The sequence below is a fragment of the Zobellella sp. An-6 genome (assembly GCF_052487945.1).
The window spans coordinates 1,171,537-1,198,237 of sequence record NZ_CP199259.1 but is presented as its reverse complement, the minus strand read 5'-3'; the positions used below and the strand labels follow the sequence as shown (position 1 = coordinate 1,198,237).

24 protein-coding genes and 1 pseudogene are annotated in these 26,701 nt (G+C 53.6%); 9 read left to right on the top strand and 16 right to left on the bottom strand.

Translation table 11 applies throughout. From position 1 onward, the window contains the following. Positions 1 to 105 precede the first annotated feature (105 nt). The 9 genes from fliJ to ACT7DK_RS05460 all read right to left on the bottom strand — a co-directional run bounded on the left by fliJ (position 106) and on the right by ACT7DK_RS05460 (position 10,219). The gene (gene fliJ / locus ACT7DK_RS05500) at positions 106 to 543 is read right to left on the bottom strand and encodes a flagellar export protein FliJ (RefSeq protein WP_445397112.1); all 438 of its coding nucleotides are present in this window, start codon (positions 541 to 543) and stop codon (positions 106 to 108) included. Next, positions 543 to 1,874, bottom strand: a complete 1,332-nt coding sequence (gene fliI / locus ACT7DK_RS05495) for a flagellar protein export ATPase FliI (protein WP_445397110.1) — start codon at positions 1,872 to 1,874, stop codon at positions 543 to 545. The genes fliJ and fliI overlap by 1 nt, the downstream gene beginning before the upstream one ends. Further along, the gene (gene fliH / locus ACT7DK_RS05490) at positions 1,861 to 2,676 is read right to left on the bottom strand and encodes a flagellar assembly protein FliH (protein WP_445397108.1); all 816 of its coding nucleotides are present in this window, start codon (positions 2,674 to 2,676) and stop codon (positions 1,861 to 1,863) included. Before fliH ends, fliI begins: the two co-directional genes overlap by 14 nt. Continuing rightward, a complete protein-coding gene (gene fliG, locus ACT7DK_RS05485) occupies positions 2,673 to 3,719 on the bottom strand; it encodes a flagellar motor switch protein FliG (protein ID WP_445397106.1) in 1,047 nt (348 codons plus the stop codon). Before fliG ends, fliH begins: the two co-directional genes overlap by 4 nt. Next, positions 3,712 to 5,421: a flagellar basal-body MS-ring/collar protein FliF gene (fliF, locus tag ACT7DK_RS05480; protein WP_445397104.1), complete on the bottom strand. Its 1,710-nt coding sequence runs from the start codon at positions 5,419 to 5,421 to the stop codon at positions 3,712 to 3,714. Before fliF ends, fliG begins: the two co-directional genes overlap by 8 nt. Before the next feature lie 11 nt (positions 5,422 to 5,432). Continuing rightward, positions 5,433 to 5,747 carry a flagellar hook-basal body complex protein FliE gene (fliE, locus tag ACT7DK_RS05475; protein ID WP_445397102.1) on the bottom strand — a complete coding sequence of 105 codons (315 nt, stop codon included), beginning with the start codon at positions 5,745 to 5,747 and terminating at the stop codon, positions 5,433 to 5,435. A gap of 132 nt (positions 5,748 to 5,879) precedes the next feature. Next, on the bottom strand, positions 5,880 to 7,208 hold the full coding sequence (locus ACT7DK_RS05470) for a sigma-54-dependent transcriptional regulator (protein WP_445397100.1): 1,329 nt from the start codon (positions 7,206 to 7,208) through the stop codon (positions 5,880 to 5,882). A 142-nt stretch (positions 7,209 to 7,350) separates the two neighbouring features. Further along, positions 7,351 to 8,385: a sensor histidine kinase gene (locus tag ACT7DK_RS05465; RefSeq protein ID WP_445397096.1), complete on the bottom strand. Its 1,035-nt coding sequence runs from the start codon at positions 8,383 to 8,385 to the stop codon at positions 7,351 to 7,353. A gap of 403 nt (positions 8,386 to 8,788) precedes the next feature. Beyond that, positions 8,789 to 10,219 carry a sigma-54 dependent transcriptional regulator gene (locus ACT7DK_RS05460; protein ID WP_445397094.1) on the bottom strand — a complete coding sequence of 477 codons (1,431 nt, stop codon included), beginning with the start codon at positions 10,217 to 10,219 and terminating at the stop codon, positions 8,789 to 8,791. A 553-nt stretch (positions 10,220 to 10,772) separates the two neighbouring features. Here ACT7DK_RS05460 and pseB point away from each other — a divergent pair. The 9 genes from pseB (at position 10,773) to pseI (ending at position 19,390) form a co-directional block, all read left to right on the top strand. Next, entirely contained in the window at positions 10,773 to 11,771 is a 999-nt protein-coding gene (pseB, locus tag ACT7DK_RS05455) for a UDP-N-acetylglucosamine 4,6-dehydratase (inverting) (RefSeq protein WP_445397092.1), read from the top strand. Positions 11,772 to 11,774: 3 nt separating this feature from the next. Beyond that, positions 11,775 to 12,932 (top strand): UDP-4-amino-4,6-dideoxy-N-acetyl-beta-L-altrosamine transaminase, encoded by a 1,158-nt coding sequence (gene pseC / locus ACT7DK_RS05450; RefSeq protein ID WP_445397090.1) that lies wholly within the window; start codon positions 11,775 to 11,777, stop codon positions 12,930 to 12,932. Further along, positions 12,929 to 13,630 carry a pseudaminic acid cytidylyltransferase gene (gene pseF / locus ACT7DK_RS05445; RefSeq protein WP_445397088.1) on the top strand — a complete coding sequence of 234 codons (702 nt, stop codon included), beginning with the start codon at positions 12,929 to 12,931 and terminating at the stop codon, positions 13,628 to 13,630. The genes pseC and pseF overlap by 4 nt, the downstream gene beginning before the upstream one ends. Next, positions 13,627 to 14,739 (top strand): UDP-2,4-diacetamido-2,4,6-trideoxy-beta-L-altropyranose hydrolase, encoded by a 1,113-nt coding sequence (pseG, locus tag ACT7DK_RS05440; protein ID WP_445397086.1) that lies wholly within the window; start codon positions 13,627 to 13,629, stop codon positions 14,737 to 14,739. Before pseF ends, pseG begins: the two co-directional genes overlap by 4 nt. A gap of 173 nt (positions 14,740 to 14,912) precedes the next feature. Beyond that, complete coding sequence (locus ACT7DK_RS05435; RefSeq protein WP_445397084.1) at positions 14,913 to 15,941, top strand: ATP-grasp domain-containing protein; 1,029 nt, start codon at positions 14,913 to 14,915, stop codon at positions 15,939 to 15,941. After that, the gene (locus tag ACT7DK_RS05430; RefSeq protein ID WP_445397082.1) at positions 15,925 to 16,620 is read left to right on the top strand and encodes an HAD family hydrolase; all 696 of its coding nucleotides are present in this window, start codon (positions 15,925 to 15,927) and stop codon (positions 16,618 to 16,620) included. Before ACT7DK_RS05435 ends, ACT7DK_RS05430 begins: the two co-directional genes overlap by 17 nt. Position 16,621: 1 nt before the next feature. Continuing rightward, a complete protein-coding gene (locus ACT7DK_RS05425) occupies positions 16,622 to 17,536 on the top strand; it encodes a class I SAM-dependent methyltransferase (RefSeq protein WP_445397080.1) in 915 nt (304 codons plus the stop codon). Positions 17,537 to 17,573: 37 nt separating this feature from the next. Continuing rightward, on the top strand, positions 17,574 to 18,323 hold the full coding sequence (locus tag ACT7DK_RS05420) for a crotonobetainyl-CoA--carnitine CoA-transferase (protein WP_445397078.1): 750 nt from the start codon (positions 17,574 to 17,576) through the stop codon (positions 18,321 to 18,323). Between the two features lie 20 nt (positions 18,324 to 18,343). Next, positions 18,344 to 19,390 (top strand): pseudaminic acid synthase, encoded by a 1,047-nt coding sequence (gene pseI / locus ACT7DK_RS05415; RefSeq protein ID WP_445397076.1) that lies wholly within the window; start codon positions 18,344 to 18,346, stop codon positions 19,388 to 19,390. Between the two features lie 110 nt (positions 19,391 to 19,500). On the opposite strand, the gene ACT7DK_RS05410 is transcribed toward pseI, so the two are convergent. The 7 genes and pseudogenes from ACT7DK_RS05410 to ACT7DK_RS05380 all read right to left on the bottom strand — a co-directional run. Beyond that, positions 19,501 to 21,567 (bottom strand): tetratricopeptide repeat protein, encoded by a 2,067-nt coding sequence (locus ACT7DK_RS05410; protein ID WP_445397074.1) that lies wholly within the window; start codon positions 21,565 to 21,567, stop codon positions 19,501 to 19,503. 51 nt (positions 21,568 to 21,618) lie between these two features. Next, a complete protein-coding gene (fliS, locus tag ACT7DK_RS05405; RefSeq protein WP_445397072.1) occupies positions 21,619 to 22,005 on the bottom strand; it encodes a flagellar export chaperone FliS in 387 nt (128 codons plus the stop codon). Positions 22,006 to 22,007: 2 nt separating this feature from the next. Continuing rightward, positions 22,008 to 22,310 (bottom strand): hypothetical protein, encoded by a 303-nt coding sequence (locus tag ACT7DK_RS05400; protein WP_445397070.1) that lies wholly within the window; start codon positions 22,308 to 22,310, stop codon positions 22,008 to 22,010. After that, positions 22,307 to 23,701: a flagellar filament capping protein FliD gene (fliD, locus tag ACT7DK_RS05395; RefSeq protein WP_445397068.1), complete on the bottom strand. Its 1,395-nt coding sequence runs from the start codon at positions 23,699 to 23,701 to the stop codon at positions 22,307 to 22,309. Before fliD ends, ACT7DK_RS05400 begins: the two co-directional genes overlap by 4 nt. Positions 23,702 to 23,712: 11 nt before the next feature. Continuing rightward, complete coding sequence (locus ACT7DK_RS05390; RefSeq protein ID WP_445397066.1) at positions 23,713 to 24,087, bottom strand: flagellar protein FlaG; 375 nt, start codon at positions 24,085 to 24,087, stop codon at positions 23,713 to 23,715. 157 nt (positions 24,088 to 24,244) lie between these two features. Next, positions 24,245 to 25,726 (bottom strand): flagellin, encoded by a 1,482-nt coding sequence (locus ACT7DK_RS05385; protein WP_445397064.1) that lies wholly within the window; start codon positions 25,724 to 25,726, stop codon positions 24,245 to 24,247. A gap of 410 nt (positions 25,727 to 26,136) precedes the next feature. Next, a pseudogene (locus tag ACT7DK_RS05380) lies at positions 26,137 to 26,520 on the bottom strand (UDP-glucose 6-dehydrogenase); the annotation flags it as partial. Between the last annotated feature and the right edge of the window lie 181 nt (positions 26,521 to 26,701).

Here is a 26,701-nt window from a genome sequence, read left to right as displayed (position 1 = left end):
CGGGCATGATGCTCATTGTCATGATGAATGGATCCCTGTAAATCGCGTCGCCGCGCCGTCAGCTATCGTACCGGCATTAAGACCAAGCAAAATACATACCGGAAACTAAGTGCTTTTCTTGTAAAAACGATAAATCGCCAGGTTATCGAGCATCTTCTGCTCCTGCCGGGCGGAGGCCTGGCGCTTGCGCACCGCCTCCCGCTCCAGCAGCTTGTCGATGGCCTGCTTGCGGGTACGCACCGCCATCCAGGCCTGCCGGCTCTGCTCGAGCCGTTGCCGGGCCTGCTGCAGCCCTTGCTGCTGCTGGTGCTGTGCTTGCTCCAGCTTGTCGATGAAGCCCTGGAAATGGCCAAACTGGTGGGCACCGAGTCCCTGCTGGCCGCGGTTGTGAAACTCCTGGCTGTAGTGGCGCTGGTACTGGCTCAGGGTCTGCTGCTGCTGCTCCAGCCGCTGCAACTGGAGCTGGGCGGCACCCATCTCGGCGGCGGCCTGACGTTCCTGGCCGTCCAGTTGCTCCAGCAGCAGGTGCAGGGCCTTGCTCATCAGCCGGCCCTCAGCAGCGGCCGGCTGATCACTTCCAGCTCATTGAGGCAGGCCTGCAGACCGATGACATCGGTCATGCCCTGAGTCAGGAAACGCTCCAGCCGGGGCCGGATATGAATGGCCAGATCCAGGCGGGGATCGGCGCCGGACTGATAGGCGCCCAGGTTGATCAGATCGTGGTTCTGTTGATAGAGGGCATAGGCCTGCTTCACCGCCCTGGCCTGTTGCTGGTGCGCATCACTGGTGACCGCCGTCATCACCCGGCTGATGGATTTCTCGATATCGATGGCCGGATAGTGGCCGCTGTCGGCCAGCTGCCGCGACAGCACGATGTGGCCGTCGAGGATGGCCCGGGCCGAGTCGGCTATCGGATCCTGCAGGTCGTCCCCTTCGGTCAGCACGGTAAAGAAAGCGGTGATACTGCCCTGCCCCTCGGCGCCATTGCCGGCCCGCTCCACCAGGGCCGGCAGCTTGGCGAACACCGAGGGCGGATACCCCTTGCTGGCCGGCGGCTCGCCCACCGCCAGGGCGATTTCCCGCTGGGCCTGGGCGTAGCGGGTGAGGGAGTCCATCAGCAACAGCACGTTCAGGCCCTGGTCGCGAAAATACTCGGCCAGGGTCAGGGCCGTTTCACAGCCCTTGAGCCGCATCAGGGGGGAAGCGTCGGCCGGAGCCGCCACCACCACGGAACGGGCCCGGCCCTCCTCCCCCAGGATGACGTCGATAAACTCCTTGACCTCCCGGCCACGCTCGCCGATGAGCCCCACCACCACCACATCGGCCTTGGCGCCCCGGGTCATCATGCCGAGCAGCACGCTCTTGCCGACCCCCGAGCCGGCGAACAGCCCCATGCGCTGGCCCTGTCCCACGGTGAGGATGGCATTGATGGCCCTGACCCCCACGTCCATGGGCTCCTCGATCGGCTTGCGCGACATGGGGTTCAGCCGCCGGGCGGTAAAGTCGGCGGTGTCATTGGTGGCCAGGGGGCCCAGGCCGTCCAGGGGCTGACCGATACCGTCGATCACCCGTCCCAGCAGCGCCATGCCCACCGGCACGCCGGCGCCCTGCCCCACGGGGGTGACCCGGGCGCCGGGGATCACACCTTTCAGGGATTCGCCGGGCATCAGGTAGAGCTTGTCGTCGGCAAAGCCCACCACCTCGGCATCCATCTCCCCGAACAGGGTCTGGATGCGGCACTGGCTGCCGACCGCCGCGGTACAGCCCACCGCCTCCAGCGTCAGGCCCACCACCCGGGTCAGCTTGCCGCTGGCGGCCAGGGCCGGCGTCAACCCCCGGCTCTGGTAGGCGGCCAGCCGCTCAGCCAGGCTCATGGAAACGGCTCCAGTTGGCCTTGATGAAGTTGCCCATCAGTTCGTCGATGCGCCGCGCCAAGCCCACGTCCAGCTCCGACATGGCGGTTTTCAGACGCAGGTCGCCGGGGCTCATGCTCGGCTCGGCCACCAGCGTCCAGCGTCGCTGCTGCCGGCTGCCGTCGTCAAAGTGCTGCTCGATCACGGCCACGTCATCGGGATGCAAAAACAGGGTCACTCCCCCCTCGCGGTCCGGCAGGGCATCCATCGCCTCCCGCAAGGTGGCCAGCAGCAGTTGGGGTGAGGTAGTGGCCTCGGTTTTCAACAGGTTGCGGGCCAGTTCCTGGGCCAGGATCACCAGGCTCTGCTCCACCACCTTATCGACCTGTGCCAGGGGCTGCTCCAGCCGTGCCAGCAACTGCTGCCACTGGCGCACCTGCTCGTCGATGCGTTCCTTGGCTTCCGCCAGCCCCTGCTCCAGTCCCTGCCGCAGCCCCGCCTCATGGCCTTCCTTCATCCCCTGCAAGCGGCCTTCTTCCCGTCCGTCGGCCAGGCCCTGTTGCTTGCCTTCGGCATATCCTTCCTCATGGCCTTCTTCGTAGGCGGCCTGGCGGATGGACTCCAGGGCCTCGGCGGTCAGGGGCTCGGGCTCGAACTCGGTATCCGGCGACTCGGGCACGGCTTGCGCGCGGCTCTTGATATTCAGGGCATGCTCTTTCTGCGCCACCTGGGGAAGGGACATCTCGGGCCAGGACCAGTGCTCGGCATCAGAAAGCTCGCCGGGCCTGACGTAGCCCCGGGTCGGATAAGAACGACGGCTCATACGTAATCGTCACCCGCGCCCTTGGCCAGCATCAGCTCGCCACTGTCGGCGAGGCGACGGGCAATCGCCAGAATTTCCTTCTGGGCCACCTCCACATCGCTGACCCGCACCGGCCCCATGGCCTCCAGGTCATCCTGCAGCATTTCGGAAGCACGCTTGGACATGTTATTGAAAAACTTCTCTTTGAGCTGATCGTCGGCGCCCTTGAGCGCGCGCTGCAGCAGGTCGCCATTCACTTCGCGCAACAGCATCTGGATGCCCCTGTCGTCGACGTCGATCAGGTTTTCGAACACAAACATCAGGTCCTGGATCTTCATGCTCATCTCTTCGTCCTGATCGCGAATCGCCTCCATCAGCACCCCTTCGATGGAGGTGTCCAGATAGTTCATGATATTGGCCGCCGCCTTCAGGCCACCCATCTTGGCGGCCTTGGCACCGCTCTGGCCGGCAAACTGCTTCTCCATGATGTCGTTCAGCTCCTGCAGGGCCGCCGGCTGCACTTCTTCCAGCTCGGCGATGCGCATGATCAGATCCAGCCGCACCGGCTCGGCGAATTGCTGCAGTATCTCGGCCGCCTGCTCGGGGTCGAGGTAGGACAACACTATGGTCTGGATCTGCGGGTGCTCGTTATGGATGATGCTGGCGACCTGGCGGGCATCCATCCACTTGAGCGAGTCCAGGCCGCGGGAGCCGGCACCGGCCACTATCTGGTTGACCAGCCGGCCGGCCTTGTCCTCGCCCAGCGCCGCCACCAGGGCATTGCGCACGAAGTCCTGGCTGCCCACACCTATTTTGGTAAAGCGCTGAATATCCTCGATAAAGAGACGATGCACCGCGCCCACCCGCTCGGGTCCGAAATCACCGACCGCCGCCATCTTCATCCCCAGGCGCTGTACCTGTTTGGGATCCAGGTGGCGGAAAATCTGGGCGGCGTCTTCTTCCCGCAGGCTGAGCATCAGCAGGGCCGCCTTTTCGGTGCCCGTCATCTTGGCGAGCAGCTTGCGCTGATCGTCGCTGATCATCAGTTCATTATTGTCACTCATCGCTCTTCACCCAATCCTTGATCACCTGGGCCGCCAAGTCGGGCTCGTTTGCCACCAGTGCCCTCACAGCCGCCAGCACGTCTTCGTCCTTGTTGAGATTGGGCAGTTGCAGGCGGCCCTCCCGGATCCCGAAGAGGCTGTCTTCCTGCTCCGCCTGCTGTGCCAGCAGGGTAAGATGATCATTGCCCGCCAGGGCATTCTGTCCGTCGAGATCGATCTCCTCCGCCAGTTTTTCCTCGGTGCCCAGCAGGCGACGCACCATGGGACGGACCAGGGTCAGCAGCAGCACGATCAGCACCACCACGGCGCCGAGGATGCGGGCCAGATGCCAGAACCAGGGCTGCTCGTAAAAGGGAATGGCCGCGATATCGTCCAGCTCGGGACGGTTGAAGGGAACCGACACCACCTCTATCGCATCGCCGCGGCTGATATCGAAACCCAGCCCACCGCGCAACAGGCGATCGATGCGCAGCAGCTCCTCCTGCGTCAGGGGCACCCGCTCCACGGAGCCGTCGGCATGGCTCACCGTCTTGTAATCCACCGCCACCGATACCGTCAGCCGGCGAATATCGCCGGTCGCGGACTGGGTATGGCTGATGGTGGTGTCCAGCTCGAAGTTGCGGGTGGCCTCGCGCCGGGTACGCTCGTTACGGTTGTTTTCCTGGGCCAGCTCTTCCGCCTGTTCGGGAATGTCCGACTCCATCGGCGGCTGGTTGGTGAGTGCGCCCGGAATGCCGAGCGCCCCCTGTCCGGAGGTGTTGTCCTCCATGACCATTTCCGAGCGTACCGCCGGCAGGTCGGGATTGAAGGATTTGACCGTCTGTTCCCGGCGGGTGAAGTCGAGGCGCACATCCACTTCGGCGGTATAGTTGTCCAGCCCCAGCACCGGACTCAGGATGGCGTCAATCTTCTGGCGGTATTCGGCTTCCTGCTTTTGCTGCAGTTCAAATTCACGACGGGTACGTGCCGACAGGGGATCCTGGGAGCCGGAATTGAGCAGGCGGCCGTTCTGATCGGTGACGGTCACCCGGCTCGGAGTGAGATCGGACACGGCCGAAGCCACCGTATCCACGATGGCGTCCACCTCCTCCTGGCGCAGGGTGCTGCCCCGGCGCAGGTTCAGCACCACGGTGGCACTGGGCTGGCGCTTGTCGCGCACGAAGACGTTCTCGCGGGGAATGGCCAGCAGCACCTGCGCCTGGGCCACGCTGTTGTATTGCTCTATCACCCGGGCCAGTTGCCGTTCCCGGCTGAGATTGAGCCGCTCCCGCTCCAGCCGCTGGCTGATCCCGAAACCGGGATCGGACAACAGTATGGTATCGCCCTCGGGCGGGGCCTGAGTAAGGCCGGAGCGGCGCAGGTTCAGTTGAATGTCGGCAAACTGATCGGCACGAACCAGCACGGTGTTGCCGTCTATTTGGTATTCAACTTTCTGGGTATCCAGAAAATCGAGGGTCTCGATCAACTCCTGGTTGGTATAGACCCCCAGGGGCCGCATCTCGGGATCTTTGCCCCACAGCAGGATAAAGACCGCGATGGCCAGGCAGATGGCCAGCGCCAGCACTATGATGATCTGACGCAAGATATCGGTATTGCCCAGCAAGGCGAAGGGGGTGCTTTTCTGCTCTTCCGCTTCCAGAGTTGTCGCTTCATTGGCGGCGAGCACATTTTTGTCGGTATTGACCAACGGATTATCAGCCACCAGTCAGCCCCTCATACCGGCATGTTCATAATGGTTTTATAGGCATCGACCACCTTGTTGCGCACCTGCACCGTGGCGTCGAAGGCCAGGCTGGACTTCTGCGCGGCGATCATCACCTGCTCCAGGCTGACCGCATCGTCACCCAGCTCGAAGCGGTTACGCAGCGCATCCGTGCTTTGCTGCAGGCCATTGACGTTGTTGACCGCCTGCTTCAGCAGCACGGAGAAATCCTGCTGCGGGCCCAGGGTATTCACCGACGTCAGCTGCTGTGCCTCGCCTTTCAGCGACTGCATCTCCGCTAGTAACGCCGTGGCTTTAATGTCCATCGCGGTGGCTCCCGAGTAAATAATTTAACCTGGCGATCATAATGCAAACTACGAGCCAGTTCATCTTTATATGTCTGCCTTATGCCAGGCCACCAGGGTAGACGCGACGTCGATCACCTGGCTGGCGACGCGCTAGGCCGGCACCTCTATCCCCGCCTCGCGCATGCGGGCCAGCTTGTAGCGCAGGGTGCGCGGACTGATGCCGAGCCGTTGCGCCACCTCGCTCCGGCTGCCGGCGCAGGCACGCAGTGCCTGCAGGATAATCTGGTGTTCCTGGCTGGCCAGCTCCCGGCCCAGGCCCTCCTCACCCACCCCGCAAGCCGGCACCGGCGCCGAGGGGCATTCATCCAGCAAAATATCGGTGGCCCCTATGCTGCCGTCTGCCGACAGGATCAGGGCACGCTGCATCACGTTGTCCAGCTCGCGCACATTGCCGGGCCAGTGCCAGGCCAGGAGGCGGGTTTTCGCCGATTCGGCCAGCATCACGCCGCTGCGCCCCAACTGACGGGCATGCCGCTGCAGCAGGTAATCGGCCAGCGGCAGTATGTCGCCCGGACGCTCGGCCAGGGCCGGCCAGGCCAGCGGAAACACGTTGAGCCGGTAATAGAGATCTTCCCGCAAGCATCCCTCGGCCACCGCCTGGCGCAGATCCCGGTTGCTGGTGGCCAGCACCCGTACGTCCAGGCTGAGGGTCTTGCGCCCGCCCAGCCGCTCCACTTCGCGCTCCTGCAATACCCTCAGCAGCTTGGACTGGAGGTTCAAATCCATTTCGGTGATCTCGTCCAGCAACAGGGTGCCGCCCTGGGCCTGCTCGAACTTGCCGGGGCAGGCCTGCACCGCGCCGGTAAAGGCGCCCTTTTCATAGCCGAAGAGGGTGGCCTCCAGCATGTTGTCGGGAATGGCGGCGCAATTGATGGCCACGAAGGGCCCGGCAACCCGGTCGGAATGGCGATGGATAAAGCGCGCCAGCACCTCCTTGCCGGTGCCGCTGGGCCCGCTGATCATCACGCTGGCACCGGATTCGGCCACCCGTGTCGCCAGCTGCAGCAACTGGATGCTCCTGGGATCCCCCACCACGGGATCGCCATTCTCCTCCTGCGGCGGTCGCACATGGCGGGACACCACGCCCAGCAGGACATCGGGCGTAAACGGCTTGGCCAGGTAGTCCACCGCCCCGGCCCGCATGGCGGCCACGGCCCCGGCCACCTGGGCATGGGCCGTGATCAGCAGTACCGGCAAGCCCGGAAAACGGCCATTCAGCCAGCCCAGCAGACCCAGGCCATCCATGCCGGCCATCTGCACATCGGTGATCACCATCTGCGCCGCCCGCTCCCGCAACCAGGCCATGGCCGCTTCGGCACTGTCTACGGCGGCGCTGTCGTAGCCGGCCAGCAGCAGGGTATCCTGCAACGCCTGTTGCAGACCGGTGTCGTCTTCCACAATCAGAATGTCGGTACTCATCGTCTTTCCCTATTCAGCCTGATGGCAAAATCCATCGAGATCTCCGCTTTAAAGATCGTCATCTCCGCGAAGGCGGAGATCCATGACAAATCGCACTGGACTCCCGCCTTCGCGGGAGTGACCACAGAGAAAAGAAAACTTGTCAGCCGTCTGCATTATTTGCCGCCAGCGGCAGCCACAGGCTGAAACAACTGCCCTGCCCCGGTTGTGATTCTACCGAAACCCGGCCCTGGTGGGCCTGCACCACGGCCGCCACCGCCGCCAGCCCCAGTCCGGTGCCCTGGCTGCGCGTGGTAAAAAAGGGGGTAAAGATATTGCTCATCAGCGCCTCGTCCATGCCCTTGCCGTTGTCCCGCACCCGGATCACCACCTCCTCCTGCTCCAGCCGGCTGTCCAGCTCGATCAGGGAAGCGCCGGCATCGGCCGCGTTTTCGATCAGGTTCAACAGAATGCTGCCGAGGCTATTGGCGTTACCGAGGATACGCCCGGCGCCGGCGCCCGTCAGCCGCAGCCCCACGCCCCGCGCCGCCAGCAAGGCGGCGGCCGCCTCGCCGCTTTTTTCCAGCAGGGCGCCCACCTCCAGTTCGTCCGCCAGCGGCGACGACTCCCGGCGGACAAAGAGCAGAATGTCGCTTATTTGGCGCTCTATGTCCTGCAGCCTTGCCATCAGCCGCTGCTGGAACTGCTGCCGTTGTTCCTCCTGCAAGACCGGACTGGCGAGATTGGCGCCATAGAGCATGGCGGCGGAGAGGGGGGTACGGATCTGGTGCGCCAGGGTGGCGGCCATATGCCCGAGTGCCGCCAGCCGCTGGGCATGGCCCTGCTGTTCGGCCCAGTGGCGGGTGGGCGTCATGTCGGTGAGCTGGATCAGCTGGCCCGGCTGCCCCTCCAGGTGCGAAATGGCCAGTTGCACCCGGCGGCCGTCCTTTAGGGAAACCTGAAAGCCATCGTCGGGACGGGGCGCAAAAGCCCGGGCAATCACCTCGACCCAGGGCATGGCCAGCAAGGGCTCGCCGAGCAGGGCCAGGGCGGCGGGATTGGCGCGGCTGACGACACCACGGCCATCCACCCACAGCAGTCCGCCCGGCATGGCCAGTATGATCTGCTCCAGATGCTCGGCGTCCAGCAGGGTTTGCCAGCGGCTGTCGGTCGTGGTGATGGTGGATGATATTGTCATGGCCTGATTTATCCAAAAATCATGCCGTTTTTGCACAACGGGACCGGCGCAACCCCTAGGGTCGACGTCAGTCGACCAAACCCTGGCGCTGCTGGTGGGCGGTACACTGAAATGGATCCTACGGCAAATCACCGGCAGAGCCCGGTGTAATCCGGGGCCCTCAGGGTCTGGGTCAATATCCCCCGGCTTGGCTGGGGCAGGCTGCTGACAAACCTTCGTATTACTCTGTGGTCACTCCCGCGAAGGCGGGAGTCCAGTGCACCATGTCATGGATCTCCGCCTTCGCGGAGATGACCAGGGTTAAAACGGCTGCGAGAAGGGAAAATATCTGGCGAAAAACAAGGGCTGGACTTTGTCATCAAGCTGCCCCGGCTTTGCCGGGGGTATTGACTGGCGGCAAGCGCTAATCCCGGCTGATACCGTACTTTTTCATTTTTTCCACCAGGGTGGTGCGGCGCATGCCCAGTTGCTCGGCGGCCCGTGCCACTATGCCGTCGTTCGCATCCAGAGCCCGGCCGATCATGTCGACCTCGATATTGGCCAGCATTTCCTTGAGGTTGATGCCCTCGGCCGTAAAGACGGGGACATCGGCCTGGCTTTCCGCCTCGGCACCGAAGTCGAAAAAGGCGTCGTTTTCTTCTTCACCATGGTCTGGCTGCCGGAAAATGGAGGCCAGGGCCGCCTGTTCATCCAGGGTGTCGAAAGGTTGCTCGGCCTCGGCGCCGACGCGATATTTCGCCGGCAAATCGGCGAGCGTGACCTCCCGCCCCGGACAGAGGATAAACATCCGCTCCACCAGGTTGGACAGCTCCCGCACATTGCCCGGCCAGTGATACTGCCGCAACGCCGCCATCGCCGCCGCGGAAAAGGACAGTTCGGTGCCATGGCTTGCCTGGTGCCGGCGGATCAGCTCCGCCAGCAACAAGGGGATATCTCCGCGTCGCTCGCGCAGCGGCGGCGCCACTATGGGGAAGACGTTCAGGCGATAGTAGAGGTCCTCGCGAAAGCGCTGCTCCTGGATCATGGCTTCCAGATCACGGTGAGTGGCCGCGATCACGCGCACATTGGCGCTGATGGGCCGGGTGCCGCCCACCCGTTCGAAGGTGCGCTCCTGCAATACCCGCAGCAGCTTTACCTGCATCGGCAGCGGCATGTCGCCGATCTCGTCGAGAAAGAGGGTACCGCCCTCGGCCAGTTCAAACCGGCCCTTGCGGGCCGACACGGCACCGGTAAAAGCGCCCTTCTCATGGCCGAACAGCTCGCTTTCGAGCAGCTCGGCCGGAATGGCGCCGCAGTTGATGGGCACGAAAGGCCCCTCGGCCTGCAGCGACAGCAGGTGAATGGTGCGGGCGATCACTTCCTTGCCGGTGCCGGATTCCCCCAGCAACAGCACGTTGGCCTGCTTGTCCGCCACCTGACGGATCAGGGCCTTGATGTCCTGCATGGCCGAACAGTCCCCCACCAGCATCTGTTGCAGATGGTGCTCGCGTTGCTCCCATACCGGCCGGGGACGCCACTGCCGCGCCAGCGCCAGCAGCCGGGTGAGCTCGTGGTAGGTCAGTTGCCCGAGGCAACCGATCAGGTTGGGGTGGGATTCCCCCAGGGGAAGCAGGCTGATAAAGACATGGCCCCCATAGTGGCCGATCAGCGCCGGTGCCGGCTGGCGACATTGCCCGAGCAACACGATCAGTCCCTCGTCGCTCTCCAGCCGGGCCAGTGCCGCCGGCTCGTCGTGACTGATCCAGTCTACCTGCATAAATGAAAGAATGGCTTCTAGCTTGCTGCGGCGATCCTGATCACCGTCAATAATCAATATCTTACAGAAGGAACCCATAGGGTGAAGACATCCTTTAACTTCGAGAGTGTGATAGTCGTGAATGGGCGGCCCGGTACTGTCCCGTCACCGTGCTGGCCTTGCCCGTGCTTATTGGTTATTGGTCGAACTATCTTGTCGATAGCACCGATGCGCAAAAAATTGTCGTCTCGAGCCGCGACTGCCGGAATTCTGACATAGCTCGTGTCAGAACTCGACCCTTGAGAGGTAGTTTTAGAGGAAACCTTGACCAGGATCAAATGACAACAGCTTGAAAGGAGATTGATTGGCTACTTATTCATCTAAAAAGATCTTGGGGTTGTCGGAAATTTGGCTCGAGCCACCAGAATGCCCACAAGAGATAGACCCTAATGGAGCAATAAACTCAGGCGATACCCTCACGGATTAGCGTCCTCTATGCCTGCAAGTAGAAGATATATTCCAGTAAGTCCCAAGCGATTAAAATACCGCCAAACCACTTATACCCGACTAACATACAACTCCTAAAGAAAGAAAAAATTGGCCTTTTTTTTGCAGTAGTCAGCATTAGTTTTTACTCGCCAGGCTATGACTCATGTTTGACAACCAGACCTTGCTGATCACCGGTGGTACAGGCTCGTTTGGGCATACCTTTGTTCCCATGACCTTGGCAAGGTACAGGGTGAAGAAACTGATCGTTTTCTCCCGTGACGAGATGAAGCAGTGGGAGATGGCCCAAAAATTCGCCAACGATGAAAGGCTACGCTTTTTCATTGGCGATGTGCGAGACAAGGATCGCCTCTACCGCGCCTTGGACGGCGTGGATTATGTGGTGCATGCCGCCGCCACCAAGATAGTGCCCACCGCCGAGTACAACCCCTTCGAATGCGTAAAAACCAACATCAACGGCGCCATGAACCTGATCGATGCCTGCATCGACAAGGGCGTAAAAGGGGTGGTCGCACTATCCACCGACAAGGCAAGCAGCCCCATCAACCTGTACGGCGCCACCAAGCTGGCTTCCGACAAGCTGTTTGTGGCAGGCAACTCCTACTCCGGCGAGCACGGCACCCGCTTTTCGGTGGTGCGTTATGGCAATGTCATGGGCTCCCGCGGCTCTGTCATTCCCTTCTTTATGTCCATCAAGGACCGAGGCGTACTGCCCATCACCGATCCGCGCATGACCCGTTTTATGATCTCCCTGGAGCAGGGGGTGGAACTGGTGTGGCATGCCTTTGAGGACATGGTGGGCGGAGAGATCTATGTGAAAAAGATCCCCTCCATGAAGGTAACGGATCTGGCGCGGGTGGTCGCGCCAGAAGCAGAGCAGGAAGTGATCGGCATCCGCCCCGGCGAGAAACTGCATGAACAGATGATAAGCAGCGAAGATGCCTACTACACCTACGAATACCCCGAGCATTTCAAGATACTGCCCACCATCAATGGTTGGGCCAATTGTAAAAAGCGAATAAAGGATGGCAAGAAGGTGCCGGAAGGCTTTGTTTACGCCAGCGACAACAACAGCGAATGGATGAGCGATGCGGAGTTGCAGGCCTGGATTGAGGCCAACCGTGAGAAAATTGGGAGCATCTGAACCGTGATCCCTTATGGCAAACAGGACATCACCCAGGCCGATGTGGATGCGGTGTTGGCGGTGCTCAACTCCGACTTTCTGACCCAGGGGCCCATGGTGCCCCGTTTTGAGCAGAAAGTGGCGGCCCATGTGGGCGCCCGGCATGCCCTGGCGGTAAACAGCGCCACCTCTGCGCTACATATCGCCTGCCTGGCCTTGGGGCTGGGCAAGGGGAACTGGCTGTGGACCACTCCCATCACCTTTGTGGCCTCGGCCAACTGCGGTCTGTATTGCGGCGCACAGGTGGATTTTGTCGATATCGACCCGCGCACCTACAACCTGTGCCCCCGGGCGCTGGCCGCCAAGCTGGAAATGGCCGAGCGCGAAGGCCGTCTGCCCAAGGTGCTGGTGGCCGTTCACCTTTGCGGCCAGCCCTGCGATATGGCAGCCATTCACAGCCTCGCCCGACGCTACGGTTTTCGAATCATTGAAGATGCTTCCCACGCCATTGGTGGCAAGTACCGGGGGGAATATATCGGCAATGGCCGCTATAGCGACATCACCGTATTCAGCTTTCACCCGGTCAAGATCATCACCACCGCCGAAGGGGGCATGGCGCTGACCAACGATGATGAACTGGCCCATCGTATGAACTTGCTGCGCAGCCATGGCATTACCCGGGATGCGGCGCACATGATCCACGAGCCGGACGGCCCCTGGTACTACCAGCAGATTGATCTTGGCTTTAACTACCGGATGACCGAGTTGCAGGCCGCTCTGGGCATCAGCCAGATGGACCGGCTGGACGGCTATGTTGCCCGTCGGCATCAACTGGCCAGGCGCTATGATGAACTATTGACTGATTTGCCGGTGATCACCCCTTGGCAGCACCCGGATGGTTACTCCGGCCAGCACTTGTATGTGATCCGTCTACAACTTGATAAGCTGAGTCGTAGTCATAAGGAGGTTTTCCAGGCAGTACGCGACCAAGGCATAGGCGTCAACCTGCACTACATCCCCGTGCATATCCAGCCTTATTATCAGCAGATGGGCTTCAAGTCAGAACAGTACCCAAAAGCAGAAGAGTATTATGCCGAAGCTATTAGTTTGCCTATGTATCAGGGGCTGACAGATATTCAACAAAGTGAGGTGGCACACATACTTAAAGAGGTATTAAAATGAAACTCTGCATCATTCCTGCACGAGGTGGGAGCAAGCGAATACCACGTAAGAACATCAAGGAATTCTGTGGTAAACCCATGATCGCCTGGTCAATTGAAGCAGCACACAAAAGCCAATGCTTCGACCGTATCATAGTTTCCACTGACGATGATGAAATAGCAGAAACAGCAAAGCAATATGGTGCTGAAGTCCCTTTTATGCGCCCACACTTTCTTGCCAATGATTATACTGGAACAACACCAGTAATCAGACACGCAATTGAAAGCATCAATACTCAGAATTCACCAGTTTCGCTAGCCTGCTGCCTGTATGCCACGGCCCCATTTGTTAGCCCCGACGATCTGCGAAAGGGCCTTCAAATTTTAAGGAATACAGAAGCTGACTATGCTTTTTCTGTGACCAGCTACCCCTTCCCAATTCAGCGTGCAATTCGTATAAATGATGTTGGTCTAATTGAAATGATCCAGCCAGAAAATTTTAATACCCGCTCTCAAGACCTTGAAGAAGCATACCACGACGCAGGGCAGTTTTACTGGGGAACAGCCAAAGCCTGGCTACATGAGAAAATCATTTTCTCAACATCATCTGTACCTATACTTTTACCGCGCCATCGTGTACAGGACATTGATACAACAGAGGATTGGCGCTGTGCTGAGCTAATGTTTAGCTCAATGAAAAGTTTAAAAAAAGATACATGAATATTATTTTTCGTACCGACGCCAGCTTAGAAATTGGTAGCGGCCATGTTATGCGTTGCCTTACTCTGGCACAAGCTCTAAAGGGGAAAGGAGCAAAGTGCCAATTTATTTGTCGAGAGCATCCAGGCAACCTTGTTGAGCACATCCGCCAACAAGGATTTCAAGTGCATGTATTACCGAAGGAAGATTACTGTAGCCGAGAGAAAGAACCTTTAACACACTCTGATTGGTTAGGCGCAAGTCAGCATCAAGATGCAGAGCGCTGCAAAGTAATTCTTGAGCAGCTTAAACCACACTGGCTAATCATTGACCACTATGCAATAGACCATTACTGGCAAACCGCCATGCGGGCATATTGTGTCAAAATCATGGTCATTGATGATTTGGCCGACAGAATACACGATTGCGACTTGCTGCTGGATCAGAATTTTTCCAGCAACAGCGCAACACGCTATGCAGAAGTTACTCCTGTACACTGCATCCGCCTGCTTGGTCCCGAATATGCCCTATTACAACCGAAATACGCCGAATTACATCAACAAACCGGACCACGAAAAGGCCCTGTGCGCAAAATCTTTGCTTACTTTGGCGGCGTCGATCATTTTGATTTAAACAGCCTGTGCATTCACGCCTTCAACAGCCAACAACAAGCAGACTTACAACTGGATCTGGTTGTCAGCCCATTAAGCCACAATGCTAGAGCCGTAAGTGAACTTGCAAAGAGCAACCAACGTATTCGCCTGCATCAGGTATTACCCAGTCTGGCGCCGTTGATGTCTCAGGCAGATTTAGCCATCGGCGCAGGCGGCTCAACCAGTTGGGAGCGCTGCTGCCTCGGCCTACCCACGCTTGTCATTACCCTAGCTGCCAACCAAAAAAACATCGCTCGAAAACTAGACCAGCAAGGGTACATCCACTGGCTCGGCGATGCACAGCAAATCACTGCAAACACACTTATCCAGGCAATGGAACAGGCTCTAAGCGAAAACCTTGAGCTATGGTCAAACCATTGCAGGCAACTGGTGGATGGGCTGGGCACGCAAAGGGTTGTTGCCAGCTTGTTCGGACAAGCTACGAATAAAACCAATTGCACTCATAGCATGAGATGAAAACCACTTTGAAATGTTCCTGCCATAATGTATTCATACGGATGCACATCGGGATAAGTAGCATGAAATCACTCTGGAATAACGCCTCAGGTGTTTCAAGCAAGCTGCACAAAATAAAAGTGCCACTTATTTATATTTGAGCGAATAGATCCCTAAAGTTGGTGGTGGAGAAAATGGCGAGAGTAGTAGACAATAATTATACTGTTAATACAGAACATCAACTTAGCAACGCAGGAATACTTCCATTAAAGGTGCTGATAAGCAGTGCCTCGCACAAAATACCACTTTTGCGAGCTATGGAAACAGCTGCTCGCAGTATCCATCCCTCCGCCGAAGTTGTGGCTGGTGACGTGTCACCTAATGCCCTGTCTGCGTACGTAGCAAACTCTTTTTGGCACATGCCACGTACGGTCGATGAAAATCTAGATCTTATCTTAGCCGGTTGTCGCAAACGCGGTATCACATCGGTGCTACCGACGCGTGACGATGAGCTACTGTTTTGGTCTCGTCACGCCGATACTTTAAGAGTCGCTGGGATAGAGGTTTTATCCTCTCGACTTGAGTCACTGGAACTCTGTATAGACAAACTGGAGTTCTCCCGCTTCGGTGTGAGGGAGCAACTTCCGTTCATTCCAACGTCACTCCACATCAATGATATTAACGCTGAAAAGTATGTCATTAAGGAGCGTTTCGGGGCGGGTGCTCGATCAATAGGGATCGGGTTGTCTCATGATGAAGCAATTATTCATGCAAACTCGCTAAAGCAACCAGTTTTTCAACCCTACGTGAAAGGCGTAGAGATCAGTATTGATGCTTGGCTGGATCGTCAGTCAAAAGTGAAGGGTTTGGTTTTACGGCGACGAGAAGTTGTAATCAGCGGAGAGTCTCGAGTTACAACTACTTTCCATGATGAAAAAATTGAGCAAGCAGCTGCACGAATTTTAGAGCGACTAGATTTATACGGTCCAATCGTAATGCAGGTAATAATTGATGGTGATGGAAACATGCACGTCATTGAATGCAACGCCCGCTTCGGTGGTGCCTCCACCACCTCAATTGCTGCGGGGCTCGATACCTTACGGTGGTCGTTACTTGAAGCAATAGGGGAAGATATTAAACAGTATCCCTTCAACCGTTTGCCGGGTGAAGTTCGGCAAATACGGGTACCTGGAGATTTATATATTTATGATCCTGATACTTGATCTTGACGATACGCTTTATCCGGAAAGGACATTTGTCGAAAGCGGATTCCAAGCTGTTGCGCAGTGGCTTCAATCTCGTTTTTCTTGGAATGCCAACGATAGCCTTATACGAATGAGAGCTACGCTCGCCGCTTCCGGGCGTGGTGTAGTATTCGACGAACTGCTATCTCACCATGGGAAGTTGCGGCGTTCCTTAGTAAAAGATTGTCTTAAGGTTTATCGTCACCATAAGCCACAAATTATGTTAGCTCCAGAAGCCAGAAAATTTATTGATGACTGGGGAGAACGTCTTTACTTAGTTACAGATGGACATAAAGTTGTTCAGCATAACAAGATCGTTGCATTAGGTCTTGAGCATCGTTTTACCCATGCTTACATTACACATCGCTACGGGATAAATCGAGCAAAACCCTCTCCTTATTGTTTTGAACGAATTCTAACATTAGAGAGCTGTGACTGGCGAGACCTGATTTATGTTGGTGATAATCCAGACAAAGATTTTGTTACGCTTAATAAAAAGGGGAGCATCACAATTCGTGTAATGACTGGAGAGCATAGAGATGTTATTGCCAAACCTGGCCATGATGCCAGATATTCCATAACCAATCTTGGTGAGCTAATGCCGTTATTAATGAAACTTCAATTTGATTTCAAAAATAAAAAATGGAGTAAAAATTGAAATGACAAAACTGATACGACATCCCTTTGGGTACTTTACGCTGTCCGATAAGCCAAGTGCCGAAGATCTTTCGGATTACTACGCTAAAAAATACTATCAACAGGCTATTGGAAGTTACGAACTACAATATAGCGATGAGGAAAAAAAATATATTAAGGCAAAGCTTGAGCAGAGATATGCATTTTTACAACAAATTTCTCCTTCACTGGCCCCTCCCCCACACACACCACCCACACACCACCCACACAGCAGAAAGCACAAGATGCTAGATGTTGGGTGTGGTGAGGGCTTTGCTTTAGCATACTTTCGAGAGTTGGGCTGGAGCGTTAAGGGATTAGATTTTAGTGCAGCTGGTGTCGAATCTCAGAATCCAAGTTGTCGTGATGCCTTGTACGTCGGCGACATATTTTCGCTACTTGACATAGAGATTACTGAATGTCGAAAGTATGACGTTGTGTGGCTGCAAAATGTACTTGAGCACGTTCTTGATCCTGTTGCACTACTTAGGTCATTAAGGTCTCTGATGGCGCAAGATGGCATTGCAGTTGTTACTGTACCTAATGATTTTTCCAAGATACAGATGAAGGCGCTTTCATATGGGCATATTGACCAAGAATTTTGGGTAACTATACCAGATCATATTACCTATTTTGATAGCGATTCTCTGCTAGCTACAGTAAAAGAAACTGGATGGAAATGTACCAAACTGATTGGGGATTTCCCCATTGATTGGTTCCTTTATCATGAAGGTTCTAACTATATTAAAAACATAAGGCAAGGCAAAGCAGCTCATCAGGCACGTATTCAGCTAGAGAATATAATGCACCAAAAATCTATAGCTGACGCTTGTTACTTTTGGGAGGCTGCTGGTCGTTTAGGCGTAGGTAGGAATATTACTGTATTTTTGAAAAAATAATTATCATACTAATTTAAAGCCTTGATCAGGAGTAAAAATGAAAAATGATTATGGAATAAAGTCATCAGCGAATGAACACTACACTACCGCACGAGTTGAGCTAAGTCGTGAGTTAAGAAATTCACCAATACCTGATGCTGAGCTCACTGCGAACATTGGCTTATATACAGAGCGCATGCATTTGTCACGTATATTATTGATGCACGACCTATACAAACAAATCATAAATGTTCCTGGTATTGTTATGGAATTAGGCGTTAGGTGGGGTCAGAATATGTCTTTGTTTAGCGCATTTAGAGGGATGTATGAGCCTTATAATTACACAAGAAAAGTTGTTGGATTTGATACATTCTCCGGTTTTCCTGCTGTTTCAGAGCAGGATGGTCTGGAAGGGACTGAATTAGGTGATTATAATGTAACAGATGGTTGGAAAAAAAGGCTTGAGGGTATTCTTAGTCATCATGAGTCAATGTCACCGTTACCTCATATAAAAAAATGGGAAATCGTAGAAGGTGATGCGAATATTACGCTACCAGACTACATTGAACATCATCCAGAGCTAATTGTAGCTCTTGCTTATTTTGATTTTGATATTTACATGCCGACTAAACTCTGTTTAGAAAAACTAATTCCGAGGCTAACCAAAGGTTCAATCGTGGTTTTTGATGAACTAAACTGCCCAGCATTTCCAGGTGAGACAGTTGCTGTTCAAGAGGTACTCGGCATCAATAAAATTGAACTTCGCAGGGATACAAACAATCCCTACGTATCTTGGTTTAAGTGGTAGTTTAATCAAAAGGTTTCCATATGAACTTTTCCATAATAGGTCGAGAAATTGGCCCTCAACATCCCCCTTATATAATCGCTGAGCTATCCGCTAACCATAATGGTCGACTTGAAAAAGCCATGAAAATAATTACGGCGGCTAAAAAAGCGGGGGCAGACGCAGTTAAACTACAAACTTACACCCCGGATACGATTACACTGAATTACAGCACACCCGAATTTACAGTAGAAGGTGGATTATGGGATGGGCGTACGCTTCACGATCTTTACCAAGAAGCTCACACTCCTTGGGATTGGCATAAGCCCTTGTTTGAACATGCTTGTAAACTGGAAATGACAATTTTTAGCTCACCTTTTGATAGCACTGCAGTCGATTTACTTGAGGAGTTATGCGTGCCAGCGTACAAGATTGCCTCTTGTGAAGTAGTAGATTTACCTCTAATCAAGTATGTAGCCAGTACAGGCAAGCCGATGATCATCTCCACCGGCATGGCCAATGCCGAAGAAATCCAGGAAGCCATCAACGCCGCACGCGAAGGCGGCTGTAAGGAACTGGCCATCCTCCACTGCGTAAGCGGCTATCCGGCACCTGCCGAAGATTATAATTTGCGCACCATACCCGACATGATCGAACGCTTTGGCCTGGTCACTGGCCTGTCTGACCATACCTTGGATAACACTACGGCAATAACCAGCGTAGCCTTGGGTGCATCGATTATTGAAAAACATTTCACGTTGGATAGGAGAGGTGGTGGTCCGGATGATAGCTTCTCGCTGGAGCCGGCTGAGCTCACAGCCTTGTGCCGTGATACCAAAACAGCTTGGAAAGCGCTTGGAAAGATTGACTACGGATGCAAGTCCAGTGAACAGGGTAATATGAAATTCCGCCGCTCGCTTTATTTCGTTAAAAATCTAAAGGCGGGCAGTATTGTTACTGCAGATGCGATACGCAGTATAAGACCAGGTTATGGTTTAGCCCCTAAACATTTTGATTCATTGATCGGTAAATTATTAAAAGAAGATGTTAGTTACGGACAGCCAGCTAATTGGAGTTTATTTTATGAATAAAAATGTTGATATAGATATTTATCAGAATTGGTTTACTCCACAAAGGTAAGGTGTTCGATCAGGATCATGCTCCTCCGACAAGAGGAGCTGATTAGAGCATTGGGTGAAAGTTAAATAAATAACTTACTTCTAATTTCATCTATAATAAGACCTATTGCTTCTTTACGTTTAATGCTATCATTCACAGGCAAACTTATATGAGAAACATTTGAATAGTAGAATGCATCTTTTTTCAGCTTTCCATCTTCTTTGAGGTAATCGGCACTATAGGCAACCGCTGGAGTGCCCACTGCGGCTGAAAGCGAAAGTGTGGCGGTATAAGCACCAACTAACAAATCCAGATTACTCAGCATGGCAGCTGTATTTTCAAAATCATTTTTTTGGTCAAGACCATCTATTTGATGCAACTTTACTTTAGCCAACTTGTTGATTTTTCCCACTTCCTTATCACACTTCACATACATACAATTCACAAATTCCACTTCTGGAATTGCAGCTATAATATAAGCCACTTCCGTCTCATTAAGATAATGTACGCTTCTGCTGCTATCTATATTACCACTTCGCCAAATTATACCTACTTTAGGCTTATTTACACCAATGATTGCTTCTAACTTTTCTTTCCAATATTGTTTTTTAAAATCATCTATAAAATAAAAGCATTCATTATATAAAGATAACTTAGTACTTCCATAATTAAAACAAGGTAAATCTCCAGCCAATATTATCTTGTCAGCTGAGAATATTAGCTTATCCAAATTAGTTGGAACATATGAAGAACCATTAACTTCGATCATAGAGTGAAAGTTTGCTTCAGGAAACAAACGTGTAAATGATGCCTCAAGGCGAGAAGAGCAAAATATATCTACTTGCAGAGCTTTCTCAATGACCCAACCATAGTTACTAGCAAATAAAATCTCATCACCAATACCCTGTTCTTTTAAAATAACTATCTTATTATTTTCAATCGACTCACCATTCCATATTTTATTTCTAACACTCTCATTCGAATAAAAAGAAGTTCTAACACATCGACCTGCTATATAAGAGTTAAAAAAAGATTCCTTATCTCTAACAGCAAGATAATAAGGGTGCTTATTCCATTCCTTTACATTATTGCTTGCAAAAAAACCATTACAGGTCATTTCATAAGCTTTTTTAATTTCACCTATATTCAAATAGTATTTCACCAATTGAATAAGTATATCCTCATCATCAGGTAACAACTCATAAATAGCATGCAACTGCCTAGCAGCAGCAATCAGCTTATCTTCATTAACCCACCTATTATCTTCATTAATAGCCATAAATCTTGACATAGCCATTATTTTTTTAAAATAACAATCATCTTGGAAATGGGTTTTAATTGAACGACAGGTAGCATATGCTTTGTTATATTCTTCGTTAGAATAGTAATTAAATCCTAACAGTTTTATCGAGTTATGCTCTTTTGGATATTTTTTTGTCCTTTGCTCTAAAAAGCTAATAGACGACAACATCCCTCTTACTTTCACTAAGCATTCGCTATAAGGAGCCACATAAAGACCTGAAGGTTCAAATTTTATTTTTTCTAAATAATTGAGTGCTTTTTCAAATTCTGCTTCATCCTTTAACATAACACCGTAGATACCATTCGCATTAATATTATCATTATCGAGTAACAGCACACCATTTATTAAATATTTTGCTTCTGAAGTTCTGTTTTGCTCAACTAATGATAAAGCAAGATTAACGGTTTCTTCAATTTCAACTTTAGCAATAGATATTTTACCTTCAACTTGAAGTAACAATGATTTAATCCTGCTCACTTCACACCTATTATTCTGCCTGGTGTAAATATCCAATAAGCGCTGTAATATATGTGTATTTAATGGATAAAGATTATGCAGTTTCAAGTAAATAGGCATAGCCTTAACATAAGCTTGAAGAAAATAGTTATTTTCTGCATGAACCAATAAAAACTCTGCATTATTTGGTGAAAGAGTCACTAGACTTTCACTATAAAAAATAGATTTTTTGTAATCTCCCATTTCTTGTAGAACAGTTACAACGGTATAAATAAGATCTAAATTTTCACTGTCTAACTTCAATAGATGCTCAAAATAAAACAAAGCATCCATTAATTTTTTTTTATTGTAGCAATGCAACCCTGCATCTAATAGTTGTTGGGCTGTCATAGAAACTATTTTTTTGTCGCACTGCATTGTCACTTAACCCTATCTTATTGATTATTCTTGTAATTCTACTGGAATAACATCCCAACCTTCTTTAATTTCTCGTAGCAACTGACTAATTGACTCAAGCTTTTCAATATCGTTACTACTATTGGCTAGCACTAACTCAGCCATCATAAATTCATACAAGTTATCCAAGTTAGCCGCTATATCGCCACCGGTTTCATGATCCAGTGCCATGCGTAGCTCGGCAACTATCATCATGGTCGCGCCCAGCAATTCGCCGCGCTGAGCCGGTTTATCCTGTTCTATGGCCACTCGCGCCTTGGCCAGGCGTTCCAGCGCGCCGGCCAGCAGCATTTGTACCACTTTATAAGGGCTGGCCACGCTTTTCTGGCTATCGAGGGCCACGGATTTATAGGCTTTGAGAGAACCGCGCATACTTACTCCTGATTACGTTTAACATTTTGATAGGCCCGCACCGAACGGCGGCCCTTTTGCATTTGAGCCAGCTTGTCGGCCAGCAATTGCCGTGCCTGTTCTGCCGCGTCCTTCACCTGGTGGGAGCGGGCCACCAGCTCGGCGGCCTGCTCCGGTGAGACTCCGCCTCGGTCAATCACCTGTTGCAATAGCTCGGCCCGTAGCGCCAGTTGCGTACCCAGCCAGTCCTGATCCAGTTCATCGATATTGGCCAGGGCGGCCAGCAGCGTCTTGTCCAGCTCGGCCAGCTGCTCCAGCTCGGTCATTGTTTGCTACTGCCGAAATCGGGCATACTTTCGAAGGCGGAGATCACCGAGGTCAGCTGCTGGTTGAGCTGGGCCACCATGATATCCATATTGGTGAATTGCTTGTAGATCCGTTCTTCGTACTTTTCCATATAGAGTGCGAAATCCTGCCGTTCATTGCTAATTTTCTTGAGCTGGTCGTTAAGCGACGTGTCCCGCTTGGTGAGCACTCCCTCCTTGCCGACAAAACTTTCCAGCATATCGTCCAGCTTTTTGGCGACCCCCTGTTCCGAGGAAAACAGGAGACCGATCTTTTCGAAGTTTTCATCCACCTGCTTCTTCAGCAGCCCTTCGTCCAGCTCTATGGTGCCGTCTTTTTTGGAGGTGATGCCCAGATCGGTCAGGCTCTTGATGGGTGACACCGCCCCCGCCACCGGCTCGCTCAGCATGCGGCGAATTTGGGAAGAGAGGTTGCGGGCGGTGCCGTCGCCATTGAGCGGTCCGGCCTGCTCCGTCTCGGGGTTGTAGGACGTCAGCTGATTGACGGTGCCCATCACCTTATTGAAGGCGGCGACAAAGTTCTTGAGATTTTTCTCCACTGTCGCCTTGTCGTAGCCGATGGTCAGGGTGGTGCTGGGTTTTTCGGTGTCGTTCAGCTTTTTCAGGTTAAGGGTCACGCCCTGGATAGCATCCTTTATTTCGTTGGTCGGGCTGGTGATGGTAGTGGTGTTATCGATCACCAGGGTGGCATCCTGGGCGGCCTGGATTTCGGTAAAGCCAGCCAGGGCGCCCAGGCCCAGGGCAGCATCGTCGCCGTCGTTATTGCCGGTGACCGTATAGCTGATGGCGTTTTGCTCGCCGGTTTTTTCGGCGAACATCACCAGCGAGGAGTTGCCCTGGCCGTCGTTGATCACGGTGGCGCGCACCCCGGTATTGCCCTCGGCGTTGTTGATGGCCTCGGCAATCTCCGCCAGGGTGCTCTTGTCTTGGTCGATGGCCACGCTGAAGGCATTGCCATCCACGGTAAATTCAAAGGTGCCCGACCCCAGCTTCTGCTCGCTGGCTACGCTCTGATCCACCCCCAGTTTATGGGCCTCAGCCAGGGTTTTGACCTCCAGCTTGTAACTGCCGGCCACGGCGGTTTTATCGGCGGAAGCGGTGACAAAGCCGCTTTCGCTCAGGCTGGCGGAACGTTTTTGAAAGGCTTCTTCATCACCCAGCTGCTTGAAGGCGCTTTGAAATTCGCTGAGCGCGCTTTTCATGGAGCCATAGGCGGACAGCTGCACATTGATATTTGTGACCCGGGTGGCGAACATCTTTTCCTTCGGTGCCCGCTCGGCGGACACGGTGGCGTCCACAAAGCTTTGGATGGGAAAGCCGGAGCCCACCCCCGGGAGTTTCAAGTCAGCCATGTGGTGTACTCCTATACCTTGACGTCGATAAGGCCGCCGGTAGCCTCGGCCAGGCGGGTGACCACCTCGAGCAACTCTTCGGAGGGGATCTGGCGAATGACGTCACCGCTGTTGTTATCCACCACCGTCACCACCTGGCGGCCCGAGTCTTCATCCACCCGGAACTTAAGGCCGCGATTGAAGCTGCCGATAAAGGATTCCATCTGGCCGGCCATTTGTTCCAGTTGCTCATGGGTCAGCTCCGCAGCCGCAGATTTGTCGGCCGCCTGTACCGCCTGGGTGGTTTGCGTGGCTTCACTACCGACCGGATGAATGGTGACCTGGGGCTTTAGGCCAGCGTCTGCCGTCAGCACAGGTAATTTTTTCGTTAAGGAGAGAGTATCCATCGTTATGTCCTTGGACCTTGTCAGCCAGTGCACATTCACCTTGATGAAACCGCTGTTTAGCTTAATTATCCGAGCTTGCAGGAGGGATTGATACCAAAAAATTAAGCTAAACAGCGAAAAACCGGGGGGACTAGCCCCCGGTAACGTACTTGAACCATTAACCCAGCAACGACAGTGCCGCCTGCGGGATTTGCTTGGCTTGCGCAAGAATCGAGGTACCGGCCTGCTGCAGGATCTGCTGCTTGGTCAGGTTCACGGTTTCCTGAGCGAAGTCCACATCCTTGATGCGGGACATACCGGCGGCCGCGTTTTCACGGGTGTTGGCCAAGTTGTTAATAGTACTGTTCAGCCGGTTTTGCATGGCACCCAAGTCGGAACGCTGGGAGTCGATCATGCCGATGGCCCCATCGAGGATTGAAATTGCAGACTGTGCGCCTTCTTGACTTGACAAGTCAACTTTGGAGACTGCTTTAAAATCTGATGTGGTTGCAGCAACTCCACCAATAACTGAACCGGTAGAAAATGACTCAACCGAATCCAACCTTATAGTGCCTGTAACCCTGGCACTGTCAGTAGTACCACCGTTTGTTAGGTTAACCACAGTACCAGCCTTAATGGCTTTGTTTTCATCATCAAGACCAAAAGCCAAGCCTTGAAGTGTTCCAGTACCGCCGGCAAAATCTGAAATTTGAATATCATCACCAGACTCACTTACTAATATTATTTTGTCATCATCCAAAGACGCTTTTATGCCTGTCTCAGATGATTTTGCGTTAATGGCATCAATAAGTGCAGTGGGGTTACTCGCATCGTCAATTTTAGCGGTAATTGAAACGGGATTATCCGAATCCTTACCAGCCCCCTTGAGCTTGAAACTGTAGTCAGTGTTGCTAGTAGCTAGCGTAAGCTCTGCAGCTGTTCTTGCTTCAGCTGTAACATTTGTAGTACCACTTTTTCCATTAATTGCGCTGGCGATACTTTTTGCCGTCGCCTCTTTAGGGGTTATTGACTCACCGTTAATGGTAATGGCTGCGGTGGTCAAATCCCTGGCAGGTACAGCAGTGCCACCTTTAGCGTTACCTAAACCGGCAGTAACGGCAACAGTCACAGCTAAATCTGCACGGTATGAACCAATCGCATTGGAGGAAACATTTCGTAATGATAAATCAATAGTTTCATTGGAGTTAGCGCCCACTTGCAGGGTACGGCTACCAAAAGAACCATCAATTAACTTCTGGCCGCCGAAGGAGGTGGTTTCGGCGATACGAGTCAATTCACTCTGCAGCGCGCTTACCTCCTTCTGAATCGCCTTGCGATCGTCGGCGGAGTTGGTGCCGTTGGCGGATTGCAAAGCCAAATCACGCATCCGCTGCAGGATATTGGTGGACTCGTTCATGGCGCCTTCGGCGGTCTGGGCGATGGAGATACCGTCGCTGGCGTTTTTCATCGCCACGCCCAGGCCACGCACCTGGGAATTCAGCCGGTTGGAGATCTGCAGGCCGGCGGCATCGTCCTTGGCGGAGTTGATGCGGCTGCCGGTGGCCAGCCGCTCCATGGAGGTGGCCAGGGCATTGCTGGACTGGGTGAGGTTGCGCTGGGCGGTCATGCCGGTAACGTTGGTGTTGACTGTAATCGCCATAATAAACTCTCCGTTGAGGTTTGTTCCGGCGCCATGCCGGTGTTGCTTTGTTGTTCAGGTTATCGGCGAAGGTAGCGACGACTTTAAGCATTTTTTACCGTCTTGGCTGCTACGGAACCGGCCTGGTTACAGATGAGTATCGGCCTTGGTGGGGCAAGCTTTAGCGAAAATCCAGCCTGTTGTCAGGTTTCTTTATAAATTCATCCGAAGCCACCGGCTTCCCTGCATCGCAGGTGCCTGCCAGAAGCAGGGGGAACGTAACGCGGCAAACAGCATTGCTGTCATCCGGCGGGCGACAACGCCCTGGTTTGAAACGGCCAGTCGGCCATCTTTAGCCCGAGTGACGGCTTGCACCAAGCTAGCTCAACCTGGCCCAGGCCATCATTTCCGGTGAATACAGGGTCCGTTAATCAATCATTCCCAAACAAATCCCGGGAATAGACCTTGTCCGCCACGTCCCGCAGCGCCGCCGAGGGCCGGTTGGCGATGATGATATCCGCCAGTTGCTTGAACTTGTCGAGATCGTTCACCACCCGGGAGCGGTAGAATTCATCCTGCTGCAGCGTCGGCTCGTACACTATCACCGCTATGCCCTTGGGCAGGCAGTAGCCGCCGTAGCCGAAGCTGGGGTTGTTGTAGTGGTGGCCGATGCGCGGATCCAGGCAGACCCCTTCGATGATCTGACGGCTGTTCAGGCCATGGCTTTCGGCGTAACTGTCCAGTTCATTGAAGTAGGCCACCCGCATGGCCAGGTAGGTATTGGAAAACAGCTTTACCGCTTCGCCGGTTTGGCTCCCGTTGTTAACCTCCCGTGCTGCAAAAGGCAATGCAGAATCACCCTCTCATCTCGGGCAGTGGCAAGACTGTGCTCAACGAAGCAACAGCTCGGTATCCACCCTGCGGGGTAAAGGCGCGCTCGCCAATCGGTGCCAGATCGCCACACCATGGGCTCAATGCCTGTTGCCGTAACGCCCG